Origin of the sequence: Allobosea lathyri, from assembly GCF_900108245.1 — a bacterium.
Lineage (GTDB): Bacteria > Pseudomonadota > Alphaproteobacteria > Rhizobiales > Beijerinckiaceae > Allobosea > Allobosea lathyri.
In genome coordinates, this window is record NZ_FNUY01000015.1 from 1 (window position 1) to 12,564 (window position 12,564).

The 12,564-nt window shown below is 65.7% G+C and carries 10 protein-coding genes and 1 tRNA gene; 6 read left to right on the forward strand and 5 right to left on the reverse strand.

Annotated elements, in window-relative coordinates; genetic code table 11:
* From C4S73_RS28820 to glpK, 4 genes are all read right to left on the reverse strand, one after another.
* The coding region (locus C4S73_RS28820; RefSeq protein WP_244595776.1) for a DNA translocase FtsK at positions 1-1,652 on the reverse strand (1,652 nt) is incomplete at its 3' end.
* 422 nt (positions 1,653-2,074) lie between these two features.
* Positions 2,075-2,290, reverse strand: a complete 216-nt coding sequence (locus tag C4S73_RS24755; protein WP_103875265.1) for a DUF1059 domain-containing protein — start codon at positions 2,288-2,290, stop codon at positions 2,075-2,077.
* Positions 2,291-2,674: 384 nt separating this feature from the next.
* A tRNA-Gln gene (locus C4S73_RS24760) sits at positions 2,675-2,748 on the reverse strand.
* 164 nt (positions 2,749-2,912) lie between these two features.
* Positions 2,913-4,418, reverse strand: coding sequence for a glycerol kinase GlpK (glpK, locus tag C4S73_RS24765; protein WP_103875266.1), 1,506 nt, complete (start codon positions 4,416-4,418; stop codon positions 2,913-2,915).
* A gap of 307 nt (positions 4,419-4,725) precedes the next feature.
* On the opposite strand from glpK, the gene C4S73_RS24770 reads away from it, so the two are divergent.
* The 3 genes from C4S73_RS24770 to C4S73_RS24780 all read left to right on the forward strand — a co-directional run bounded on the left by C4S73_RS24770 (position 4,726) and on the right by C4S73_RS24780 (position 8,213).
* Positions 4,726-5,808, forward strand: a complete 1,083-nt coding sequence (locus C4S73_RS24770; protein WP_244595784.1) for a Ppx/GppA phosphatase family protein — start codon at positions 4,726-4,728, stop codon at positions 5,806-5,808.
* Between the two features lie 276 nt (positions 5,809-6,084).
* Positions 6,085-6,762 carry an RlmE family RNA methyltransferase gene (locus C4S73_RS24775; RefSeq protein ID WP_244595785.1) on the forward strand — a complete coding sequence of 226 codons (678 nt, stop codon included), beginning with the start codon at positions 6,085-6,087 and terminating at the stop codon, positions 6,760-6,762.
* A 377-nt stretch (positions 6,763-7,139) separates the two neighbouring features.
* Entirely contained in the window at positions 7,140-8,213 is a 1,074-nt protein-coding gene (locus tag C4S73_RS24780) for a D-alanine--D-alanine ligase family protein (protein WP_103875269.1), read from the forward strand.
* 74 nt (positions 8,214-8,287) lie between these two features.
* Here the strand turns inward: C4S73_RS24780 and C4S73_RS24785 are convergent, their stop codons facing one another.
* Positions 8,288-9,727 carry a DHA2 family efflux MFS transporter permease subunit gene (locus C4S73_RS24785; protein WP_103875270.1) on the reverse strand — a complete coding sequence of 480 codons (1,440 nt, stop codon included), beginning with the start codon at positions 9,725-9,727 and terminating at the stop codon, positions 8,288-8,290.
* Between the two features lie 267 nt (positions 9,728-9,994).
* Between C4S73_RS24785 and C4S73_RS24790 the strand changes: the two genes are divergently transcribed.
* The 3 genes from C4S73_RS24790 (at position 9,995) to C4S73_RS24800 (ending at position 12,503) form a co-directional block, all read left to right on the forward strand.
* The gene (locus tag C4S73_RS24790; protein ID WP_146071493.1) at positions 9,995-10,327 is read left to right on the forward strand and encodes a hypothetical protein; all 333 of its coding nucleotides are present in this window, start codon (positions 9,995-9,997) and stop codon (positions 10,325-10,327) included.
* Between the two features lie 178 nt (positions 10,328-10,505).
* Positions 10,506-11,999 carry an IMP dehydrogenase gene (gene guaB, locus C4S73_RS24795; RefSeq protein ID WP_103875272.1) on the forward strand — a complete coding sequence of 498 codons (1,494 nt, stop codon included), beginning with the start codon at positions 10,506-10,508 and terminating at the stop codon, positions 11,997-11,999.
* Positions 12,000-12,092: 93 nt separating this feature from the next.
* Entirely contained in the window at positions 12,093-12,503 is a 411-nt protein-coding gene (locus C4S73_RS24800) for an MAPEG family protein (protein ID WP_103875273.1), read from the forward strand.
* Positions 12,504-12,564 lie beyond the last annotated feature (61 nt).

Sequence of the window (12,564 nt, forward strand, 5' to 3'; positions counted from 1 at the left end):
ATCTCGTCGACGATGACGACGATATAGGGCAAGGGCTCGAGGTCCATGACCTCTTCCTCGTAGATTGCCTCGCCGGAATGCTTGTCGAAGCCGGTCTGGACCGTGCGGGTGATGACCTCGCCGGCGGCCTTGGCCTCGCCGACGCGGGCATTGAAGCCGTCGATGTTGCGCACCGCGACCTTCGACATCTTCTTGTAGCGTTCCTCCATCTCGCGCACCGCCCATTTCAGCGCCACGACCGCCTTCTTCGGGTCGGTGACGACGGGGGTGAGCAGATGCGGGATGCCGTCATAGACGGAGAGTTCGAGCATTTTCGGATCGACCATGATCAACCGGCACTGCTCGGGCTTGAGCCGGTAGAGCAGCGACAGGATCATGGTGTTGATCGCGACCGACTTGCCCGAGCCGGTGGTGCCGGCGACCAAGAGATGCGGCATCTTGGCGAGGTCGACGATCACCGGCTCGCCGCCGATGGTCTTGCCGAGGCACAAGGCGAGCTTGTGCTTGGTCGAATCGAAATCCTGGCTCGCCAGCAATTCGCGCAGGAAGACCGTCTCGCGCTTGGCATTGGGCAGCTCGATGCCGATGGCGTTCTTGCCCTGGACCACGGCGACGCGGGCCGAGATCGCGCTCATCGAACGGGCGATGTCGTCGGCCAGCGCAATCACACGGGAGGATTTGGTACCGGGCGCCGGCTCGAGCTCGTACAGCGTCACCACCGGACCGGGGCAGGCCTGAACGATTTCGCCACGCACGTTGAAATCCTCGAGCACCCCCTCCAGCAGTCCGGCATTCTGCTGCAGCAACTCGGTCGGAATGGCAGCTCCGAGCGCCTGTGGCGGCTCGGTGAGGAACGTGATCGGCGGAAGCGCGAAATCATCGGCGTGATCGATATTCGCAGCATTCCCGGCCTGATCGCTGCTCAGCTTGGCCCGTGCTGCGACGTCGTCCCTGATTTTCCGCGATACGGCAATTCCGCGCCCGGAAGCCGCGCTGTCACCAGCCACGCCCTGAGCGCTTGCAGAGATCGCCGCCGCCCCCTGCCCTGTTTCGGATTGTGGCCGAACCGACCCCCTGACATTGACATGAGAGGCCAGGGACGCACGCGCGGCCGACCCACGAGCAACGAGGGCAGGCGCAGGACGAGCGGCAGTAACAGGAGCAGGAGCAGGAGCCACCGGAGGCTCGTGGTTGATCGCAATATTGTCGTCCGGCGCAGACAAAAGCTCGGCAAGAACGGGAGACGTCCCCTGTAGGCCGGCGCCTCCACAATACGCATCGTCAGGCTCGGCTTCGACTTCATCGGGCGCAGCGCCGGACAGCCCCTCCCAGAAGGCATGGTCGGAGATGAAGGCGAAAGGCGTTGGCGCCGCCGGGATCACGTCCAGCGAGGCGGCACTGTCCTCCTCGCGTCGCATCGGCACGATGTCGACTTCACCTTGCAGGATCTCGCCCTGAAGAGGAACCTCGCCCTCATGAAGATCATCCGTTGCAGCCGTTAACGGCATCGTGGAATCGGGCTTTCTGGCCCAGACCTGATTCATCAGGCGGTTTGGAGTGCGCCAATAGCGGACCTGGGTCGGCTCCGATGTCAGACCCGCAGCCGGCTCCTCGTCGGGAACATCGACACCAAATGCGGCAGCCAGCGGCATGGCTGGCTGCGCTTGCGGCTCGCAGGATGTCGGGTTCGCGCGCCTGAGCCTGACGGGCGCAGGAGAGACCGGCGGCATCGCCGTCTCGGCTCCCCGGCGACCGGGCGGACCTGCCACTTCGCTGTCGCCATTTTGCGATGAAAATCGTTCTGTTTCAATACTCTGGGCGAGAGTGTGAATGCCGAACTTACGCATGCGATACCGCGAACTCTACAGATCTGAACCGGCACCAACGCCTATCGGCGGAGGGTTAAGAGGCGGTGAATGATGCCCGGCAAATGGTGCGGCGTTTCAGCCTGGCGTCGGTAAGCGACCAGTATCGGCTACGCCATGCGCGCTCGGATCAGCAGCAGAACTCCCCTGCCGCGCCCAGTATCCCGAGCGCGGCGTTGGAAGAGATGAAAACGACGGCGCTTGCCAGATCAGGCGGCGCGACTTGGTGCCTCCTCAGACGGCATACCATCCTTGATGATGCCTCTGAGTTGGCCCCGCAGTTCGGGCGTATCCTGATGACCGTGCACGGCGACGGCATGCTGCACGGCCGCCTCCAACAGTTCGCCTTCGCTATCGGCGCTGATCGCGACCGAGCAGTTCATCTCGCTCGGGAATGCGCGGCAGTCTACGAACTTGCGTCCCATGGCGTCCTCTCCGCTTGGGAGATTTCAAGCACCCTTCCAGTCGAAATGAAGCGTGCCACATTGGTACGCTACGCTTCCGCAGGGCGCTTGGCAAAAGCTGCGCCGAGCCGCTGGAATGCCGCTCCCGCTAAGAGGCTCGGCCCAACAGACCCGATAGCCACACGCTGCCCCAGCTCCTCCTCAGGATTCCCGGCAACTGACGGCGGGAGACGATAGCGAACCTCCCAGCGGCGTCGCAGCAGCGTCAGCAACGCGCCCGTTCCGGGGGCATGAATGACTTCGCGCAAAACATGCCCGTCGGGAACGCGAAATGGGCTGCCAGAGCAGCCGGAGCGAGTCGCAAATGCTTGATTTAATTTATCTACCGAAAGCCACCTGGGTGAGTGGCTGGGGGACTAGGATTCGAACCTAGACAACCAGAGTCAGAGTCTGGGGTCCTACCGTTAGACGATCCCCCAACGGCGCGAAGCGCTTTTCGTTGGTGAGCCGGGGTCTAATCAAAGCGCGCTGAGATGGCAAGCCCAGAATGCGCGGCGTCACATAATCTCTGTGAAGCTGTGCGGCGATGTCCGGTCCTCGGTCTCCCACCACGCACCCGCCGTTGCAGCGCCCCTGCGCGGCCTCATGCCCGGCTCAGCGTACGCCTGACGCTGTCGCGCCAGCCGGCGACCTTGCGTTGGCGCTGGCTGGCGGCCATGGCCGGCGAGAAGCGGCGCTCCAGCCGCCAGAGATCGGCGAAGCGGTCGGGCTCGGGCAGAAGCCCGGCATCGAGCCCCGCCAGATAGGCCGCGCCCAGTGCCGTCGTTTCCAGCACGACGGGCCGGTCCACCTGGAGGTCCAGGATGTCGGCGAGGCGCTGCATCGTCCAGTCGGAGGCGACCATGCCGCCATCGACGCGCAGCACGGAACGCCCGCCCTGCCCGGCTGCCGGCCAGTCGGCATGCATCGCCTCGATCAGGTCGAGCGTCTGAAAACAGACGCTCTCCAGCGTGGCCTGGGCGAATTCGCGCGGACCGGTGTTGCGCGTCAGGCCGAACATTGCGCCACGCGCTTGCGCATCCCAATGCGGCGCGCCCAGGCCCACGAAGGCCGGCACCAGATAGACGTCCTGCGCCGGGTCCGCGGCCTCCGCAAGCGGCCCGGTTTCGGCTGCCGTTCCGATGATGCCGAGACCGTCGCGCAGCCATTGCACGGCGGCGCCGGCAATGAAGATCGAGCCCTCCAGCGCATAGGTGCGCTGCCCGCCGAATTGATAGGCGATCGTGCTGAGCAGCCGGTGCTTCGAGACGACCGGCGCAGCCCCTGTGTTGAGCAAAGCGAAACAGCCGGTGCCATAGGTCGATTTCACCATGCCGGGCGAGAAGCAGGCCTGCCCGATGGTCGCCGCCTGCTGGTCGCCGGCCATGCCGCGCACCGGGATCGCGGCGCCGAAAAGCGCAGGCGCGGTCTCGCCGAACAGGCCGGAGCAATCCCGGACCTCGGGCAGCATCGCGGCGGGAATGTCGAACAGCGCCAGCAGCTCCTTGTCCCACACGCCCTTGCCGATATCGAACAGCATCGTGCGCGCCGCATTGGTGGCGTCGGTGGCATGCACGGCGCCGCCGGTCAGCCGCCAGAGCAGGAAGCTGTCGACCGTCCCGAAGGCGAGCTCGCCGGCCTCGGCGCGGCGGCGCGCTCCCGGCACATTGTCGAGCAGCCAGGCGATCTTGGTGGCGGAGAAATACGGATCGATTCGCAGGCCGGTGCGCTGCGCCACCAGCGCTTCATGGCCGGCCTCGGCCAGTTTCGCGCAGGCATCCGCCGTACGCCGGTCCTGCCAGACGATGGCGCGGTGGATCGCCTGGCCGGTGCTGCGGTCCCAGACCAGCGTGGTCTCGCGCTGGTTGGTGATTCCGATCGCGGCGATGTCGCTAGCCCCGAGATTCGCCTTGGCGATTGCCTTGCGGCAGGTCGCGAGCACGCTGTTCCAGATATCCTCAGGCTCATGCTCGACCCAGCCAGAAGCCGGAAAATGCTGTGGAAACTCCTGCTGGGCGCTGGCCACGACCGCCAGAGACGCGTCGAACAGGATGGCGCGCGACGAGGTCGTTCCCTGATCGATTGCGAGAATATGGCGTGCTGCGGCCATGTTATGCGCTCCCTGCCTTGTTCGGCCGTCGTCCCGGCGGCCTGCCCGAGACTTGCCGGAGCCCGCGCCCCCCGGCAAGGGGCCAAGGGAGGGGCCAAGGGAGAGGCCAAGGGGCAACGCATCAACTCGCTCAACCAATCATGTGCCGGAGCAAGGTTCCGCTTGGCACCGCAGTCCCGCTGTTGTTACCCTCGGCATCGAAGCAAGCAGCCGCATCTCGCATGTGGCTCCCGTCGCGCCTCAGGCGCGGCTGGTCAAAGGATTGGAAACGGTGACGGTCGACGACCGGCAGGAGCAGGACGTCACAATCGTGGCGCCCGCGCATGTGCATAGCGCCGATCCCGATGCGGTCGGCACGAAGCCCGTTGCCGGGACCGCGAGCCCATTTTTACCGACATATGCCCCCCGCCCCCCGGTCGCGACCTATGCGGCGCTCGATCTCGGCACCAACAACTGCCGCCTGCTAATCGCGCGGCCGGCGCAGCATGGCTTCCGCGTCGTCGACGCCTTCTCGCGAATCGTGCGCCTCGGCGAGGGCCTTGCCGCCAGCAGCCGGCTCGGCGACGCCGCCATGGACCGCGCCGTCGAAGCCCTGAAGATCTGCCGCGCCAAGATGGCAAGCCGGGGCGTCACCCGCGCCCGGCTGGTGACGACGGAAGCCTGCCGCGCCGCCACCAACGGGCTCGAATTCGTCCGTCGCGTTGCCGCCGAGGCCGAGCTCGACCTCGAGATCATCGACCAGCGCACCGAAGCCTCGCTCGCGGTCTCCGGCTGTGCAGCCCTGGCCGACCCGGCCGCCGAGGGCGTCATCGTCTTCGATATCGGCGGCGGCTCGACCGAGATCATCTGGATGGGCGGGCGGGCTGAAGCGCGCGACCCCGCCGCCCGCATCCGCGAATGGGCCTCGCTGCCGATCGGCGTGGTGACGGTGGCCGAGCGCTATGGCGGCATCGACGTCAGCCGCGAGCTGTTCGAGCGCATGGTCGAGGATTGCGCGCAGGCGCTCGCCCCCTTTGCGCTCAAGGCGGCCGGGGCGCGCGGAGCCAGGAGCTTCCACCTGCTGGGGACGTCTGGAACGGTGACGACCGTCGCCGGCATCCATCTCGGTCTCGCCCGTTATGACCGCCGCGAGGTCGACGGGCTGTGGATGCGACAGGAGGACATCCTCGCGGTCATCGACCAACTCGTCGAGATGGACTATGCCGCACGGGCGGCCAATGCCTGCATCGGCCGCGAGCGCGCCGATCTCGTGCTGGCCGGCTGCGCCATCTTCGAAGCGATCCGCCGCGCTTTTCCAAGCGAGAGGGTGCGGATCGCCGATCGCGGACTGCGTGAAGGCATTCTCCTCCGGATGATGCATGAAGATCGCGCCTGGTGGCGCCGGAGATAAGCATATGCGCAGGTCAGGGCCGGCACGGATGATGGGCGGGCGGACATGAGCACCGGTAAATCGGGCGGCAAGGCAACAAGCGGCAAGGCGACCAGCGGCGAGGCTTCGGGCGCTAGAGCTTCCGGTGCCAAGGCTTCCGGTGCCAAGGCTTCCGGTGTCAAGGCCTCGGGCGCCAAGCCTTCGGGCGCCATGGCGCCGGGCGCGAAGGCTTCGAGCACCAAGGCTTCCAGCACCAAGGCTTCGGCCACCAAGGCCAAGACGGGCGGCGCCCGCGACATGCGGGTCAAGGTCAAGAAGGCCGGCAAGCTGAAGCACTCCTCGCAGCTCTGGCTCGAGCGGCAGCTCAACGACCCCTATGTGAAGCGCGCCAAGGAGCTCGGCTACCGTTCGCGCGCCGCCTTCAAGATCGAGGAGATGGACGACCGCCACAAGTTCCTGAAGATCGGACAGCGGCTGGTCGATCTCGGCTGCGCGCCGGGCGGCTGGTGCCAGATCGCGGCAGCTCGCATCGGCCTCGAAAAGGGCAAGGGCCGCATCGTCGGCATCGACTTGCTCCCGGTCGATCCGATCCCCGGCGTCGATCTGATCGAGATGGACTTCATGGCCGACGACGCCCCTGCCCTCCTGACCGAACGCCTCGGCGGCCGGGCAGATGGCGTGATGTCCGACATGGCCGCCAACACGACCGGCCACAAGAAGACCGACCACCTCAAGATCATCGCGCTGGCCGAGGCCGCGCTCGAATTCGCCAACGGCATCCTGGCGCCGGGCGGCTTCTTCCTGGCAAAGCTGTTCCAGGGCGGCGAAAGCGCCGAGCTCCTGGCCCAGCTCAAGCGCGACTTCACCACCGTGCGCAACCTCAAGCCGGCCGCGAGCCGCTCGGATTCGTCAGAGCTTTACGTGCTGGCCACGGGCTTCCGGCGCAAGGCGGAGACCGACGACGCCGCGGTTTGAACCGGCTGCGATCAGAGGGAGCTGGGCGTTCGGAAATTCCTCCAGCCCTTAGCCTGAGAGCCCTGCCGATAATGTCGTGAGCGATTTCAGTCGGTTGGCATTTCGCCTCGACAGGCGCCGTCATCCCGGGCGACCGCAGGGAGACCCGGGATCCATTCCGGAGCCCCACCGGTAAGCCCTCGGGAGTGGATCCCAGATCTCCGCTTCGCTGCGTCCGGGATGACGACGCATCTCGCTTGAAGCAGCGTCTCGAAGGATGAGGGCTGAATTCTTCGGCCGTCACGTGGCATTCTTTCGAGCGCTATTGGCCCATTCCGCATCGATTCTTTTACCGATGCCGGGGTAACAGCGAATGTCGGAACGGAGGACTGGATTCGATGGCGAAAAGACTACGGGTCGCGGTTCTCTTTGGCGGGCAGTCCGCCGAACACGACGTCTCCATCCTGTCGGCCAGCAATGTGGTGAAGGCGCTCGACGCGACGCGATACGAGGTCGTGCCTGTCGCGATCACGCGTAGCGGCCACTGGCTCCTGATCGATCTGAATGGCGGTGCCCTGCCGGATCGCGTCCCCGATGACGGCACGCAGATCTGCCTCCTGCCGGGTGGGAAGGGGCGCCTTTTCGCCATCCCGAAAACCGGCCACCCCCACGAGCTTCCGGCGATCGACATCCTGTTTCCGGTTCTGCACGGCCTGCATGGCGAGGACGGCTCGATTCAGGGCCTGGCCGAAGCGGCAGGCGTTCCCTTCGCCGGATGCGGCATCCTCGGATCGGCGACCGCAATCGACAAGGACGTCGCCAAGCGCCTGCTGCGCGAGGCCGGATTGCCGGTCGCGCGCTCCGTGACAATTCGGCGTGGCGAGACACCGTCCTTCGACGAGATTGCAGGCCAGCTCGGCACGCCGGTCTTCGTAAAGCCCGCCCGCCAGGGCTCGTCGGTCGGAGTGAGCAAGGCCCGGACGGCCGAGGAATTGAGCTCTGCTTTGACCGAGGGGTTCAGGCACGATCACAAGGTGCTGATCGAGGAATTCATTCAAGGACGCGAAATCGAATTCAGCGTTCTCGAACAGCCCGATGGCGAGCTGATCGTCTCCCTGCCCGGCGAGATCGTTCCGGCCGAGGCCCATGGCTTCTACACCTACGAGGCCAAATATCTCGACGCCGACGGCGCCGCCCTCAGCATTCCCGCAGATCTGCCCGATGAGGCAACCCAGCGGCTCAGGGACATGTCAGCCAAGGCCTTCCGCGCGTTGGGTTGTGACGGCATGGCGCGCGTGGACTTCTTCGTGCGCGCCGATCTCAGCGCCCTCGTCAACGAGATCAATACGATTCCGGGCTTCACCGATATCAGCATGTACGCCAAGGCGCTGGCGGCCAGCGGGATCGCCTATCCCGAGATCCTCGACCGCCTGATCGCCCACGGCCTCGCGCGGGCGCAAGCTCAAGGCTGAGCTCTGCAGCATCGGCTTCTTCCGAAAACCGCGTTCCACTTTTCGGGCGGATGCTCTAGTGCCGGCGCTGCCGCTCACTCCAGCGGCTTCTGGTCCGCGATCGCCTCGGCCGTCGCCTTGCGGGCGCTGAATGGCGCGTGGCCCGAGACTTCCGAGCCGGCATCGGGCGCAAGCCGCATCATCCACAGCACGGATGAGGCCGAGATCACGCCGACCAGGACGAAGGCCGGCCAGAAATCGCCCGCCCCCAATGCCTTGCCGCCATTGAAGGCGTTGGCGGTCTCGAGCGCGAAGGCGCCAACCGTCACGCCCACGCTCAGCGAGAGCTGCTGCGCCACGCTGGACAGGCTGGTCGCGCTCGACATCTGGGGGTTGGAAACATCGGCATAGCTCAGCGCATTGATGCCGGTGAACTGAAGCGAGCGGAAACAGCCGCCCAGCAGCAGCACCGCGAGCATGATGGCGTGCGGCGTCGTCGGCGTGAACAGTCCCGACGCCGCAAGGAAGGCCGCGCCGATCAGCGCATTCACCGTCAGCACACGCCGAAAACCGAAGCGCGACAGGATGGTCTTGGCCAGCGTCTTCATGATCAGCGCGCCCGCCGCCGAGGCGAAGGTGATCAGCCCCGACTGGAACGCGTCGAGCCCGAAGCCGAGCTGCAGCATCAGCGGCAGCAGGAAGGGAATCGCGCCGATGCCGGTGCGGAAGATCGAGCCGCCGATCACGCCGATGCGATAGGTCGGAATCCGGAACAGCGCGAGATCGAGCACCGGATGCGGGACCCGGCGCGCATGGAACCAGTAAGCGACCAGCGCCGCGATTCCCGCGGCGACGCAGAGATAGGACACCGCCTCGGGGAGCAGATGCCGCCCTCCCGTGACGAGGCCCAGCATCAGCGTGGCGAAGCCGAAAGACGACAGGATGAAGCCCTTGATGTCGAGCGGCGCGACGTCCTCCTCGCGCACATCTTCGAAAAACAGGCTCGACAGCACGATCCCGACGAGCCCGATCGGGATGTTGATGAAGAAGATCCAGCGCCAGTCGAAATAGGTCGTGATGAAGCCCCCGAGCGGCGGCCCGACCACGGGCCCGACCAGCGCCGGCACGGTGAGATAGGCCAGCGCGCTGACGAGCTCGGCCTTGCTGACGCTTCTCAGGATGACGAGTCGGCCGACCGGCACCATCATCGCCCCGCCCATGCCCTGGATGAAGCGCGCCCCGACGAAAGCGCCAAGCGAATTGGACATGGCGCATAGCACTGAGCCCAGCATGAAGACGACCAGCGCGGTGCGAAAGATCGTGCGCGCGCCGTAGCGGTCGGCCATCCAGCCGGAGATCGGGATGAACACGGCCAGGCTCACCAGATAGGACGTCACGGCCAGCTTGAGCGCGATCGGGTCCTCGCCGAGCGACTGGGCGATCACCGGCAGCGACGTCGCGATCACCGTCGAGTCGGTGTTCTCCATGAACAGCGCGCAGGCGACGATCAGGGGCAGGAGTTTGGCGCGCTGCAAAGCGGAAGGCTTTCGGAGTGAAGCGATGCCCCGCTTTATCGGGCGGCGATGCAGGTGACGAGAGCCGAAACCTTCACAAGTTCACCAAAAGCCCGATCTGGCCGCAGAGCCGCCATGCGTCAGCCGGATGATTCGGCTTGAAAGACAAGTCCGTTATGCGTTTCGACCGCTCATTGCCCCATCTGTGGCACTCTATATCTCGTCTGTGCGGTCCCAATCGGACCTTCGCGAAGGGGCGACCTCGCTGACTGAATGGAGAAACGTCCCATGACCAATCTTGCAAGCAATTTCAATGCGTTCGGTCGCGTTCCCGCAGGTTGGCGTGGTGCCGGCCTTGCGTTCGTGGCCGGCGTTCTCATGAGCGCCGCCGGCGCTCTGCCCTCCTCTGCCGCCCCGCTGACGGATTGGAAGGCGGCGTGCACCTTCGCGACCATGCCACAAGGACCTTCCGGCGACGCGATCCGATATGGCTACTGCCTGCGTCAGTGGGACTGCCACCGACTGGCCAATGCCGAAGGACGAACAGTGTTCGAACTGGGTTGCTTCGGCGTCGCGCCGGACGCCCCCGCCATCCATAGCTCGGCCCGTAGCTACCGCTAGTGGCGGTCAGGCGATGCGGGACTCGGAAGCCAGCTTTCCGATCCCGCAGCGCAAAATATTTACACGCCGCGCTCTAGCCGCGCCAGCTCACGCATGCTAACGGGCCTCGTCAACTTGGCTATGGGCGCACCCGCCCGGCCCTGAACTTAAGCCGGTATCGCCGGCGTCGGAGTTGACGATGACGCTTCCCCTCGACGGCCTGATTCGCGACGGTCTCACCTTCGACGACGTGCTGCTTGAACCCGGCCCCTCCGAGGTCATGCCGGCCGATGTCGATATCCGCACGCAGCTCACCAAGACGATCTCGCTGAACCTGCCGATCATCGCCTCGGCCATGGATACGGTGACGGAAGCCAGGATGGCGATCGCCATGGCGCAGGCCGGCGGCCTGGGCGTGATCCACCGCAATCTGGAGGCCGACCAGCAGGCCGCCCAGGTCCGGCTCGTGAAGAAGTTCGAGTCCGGCATGATCGCCAACCCGATCACGATCTTCCCCGACGAGACCCTGGCCGACGCGCTCGGCCTGATGAAGCAGAACGGCATCTCCGGCATCCCGGTCGTCGAGCGCGGCCCCCAGGGCCACAAGGGCAAGCTCGTCGGCATCCTGACCAATCGCGACGTGCGCTTTGCGGCCAACCCGGAACAGCCCGTCGCCGAGCTGATGACGAAGGACCGGCTGATCACGGTGCGCGAGGGCGTCGCCCAGGATGAGGCGCGCCGCCTGCTGCACCAGTTCCGCATCGAGAAGCTGGTCGTCGTCGACGACCACTATCGCTGCATCGGCCTGATCACCGTCAAGGACATGGAGAAACAGGTCGCCCACCCCAATGCCGCCAAGGACGCACAGGGGCGGCTGCTGGTCGCGGCTGCGACCACCACGGGCGATCTCGGCTTCGAGCGCTCGGAGATGCTGATCGATGCTGGCGTCGACCTGATCGTCGTCGACACCGCCCACGGTCACTCCGCCAAGGTGCTGGAGGCGGTCACGCGGGTGAAGAAACTCTCCAACACCGTTCAGATCATTGCCGGAAACGTCGCCACCGCCGGGGGCGCCCAGGCGCTGATCGATGCCGGTGCGGATGCCATCAAGGTCGGCATCGGCCCGGGTTCGATCTGCACGACGCGGATCGTCGCCGGTGTCGGCGTGCCCCAGCTCACGGCGGTGATGGACGCGGCCTCTGCCGCCAACAAATCCGGCATCCCGGTCATCGCCGATGGCGGCATCAAATATTCCGGCGACCTCGCCAAGGCGCTGGCGGCGGGCGCCTCCTGCGCCATGGTCGGCTCTTTGCTGGCCGGCACCGACGAGACGCCCGGCGATAGCTTCCTCTACCAGGGCCGCTCCTACAAATCCTATCGCGGCATGGGCTCTGTCGGCGCCATGGCCCGCGGCTCGGCCGATCGCTACTTCCAGCAGGACATCAAGGACGCGCTGAAGCTGGTGCCGGAGGGCATCGAGGGCCAGGTCGCGTATAAGGGCCCGGTTTCGGGCGTGCTGCATCAGCTCGCCGGCGGCCTGCGCGCCGCGATGGGCTATGTCGGCGGCCACGATCTCCGCGACTATCAGGCCAAGGCCCGCTTCATCCGCATCACCAGCGCCGGCCTGCGCGAGAGCCATGTGCATGACGTGACGATCGTCCGGGAAAGCCCGAACTATCCGACCAGGTCTTGAACTCCAAACCTTGAGAACTTTCCCACGACATGCGAGCGCTGGCTGCGTGCCAGCTCTCCTGTCCGCGAGGCAAGGCCCATCGAGGCAAGACACATGACGATCAAGCTGATCTACCCCGCGCTAGCCCTCATCCTGTGGATGTTCATCGTGCTGGGCATCGTGTTCCAGCGCAGGCAGAAAGCCTTCGCGAGCAAGGAGGTACGGCTCTCCGATATCGCGGTCTCAACCGAGCGCTATCCGGAGCCAGCCCGCCTCGCCGCCGCGAATTTCTCGAACCAGTTCGAAACGCCGGTCATCTTCTTCGCGCTGATCATGCTGGCGATGCACGTGGCCGCAGTCGGCTACATCATGGCGGCGCTGGCCTGGGCTTTCGTCGCGACCCGCGTTGTCCATACGCTGATCCATGTCGGCTCCAACAACCTCAAGCTGCGCGGCTCCGTCTATGCTGTGGGCGTCGTCATACTCTTCTGCATGTGGGTCGGCGTCGTTGTCACTGTCCTGTAGAAGCTTTTCGCCTTCTGCTTGCAAGGGAAGCTGACGCCCTTCCTTTAAGGACGCCTGTCAC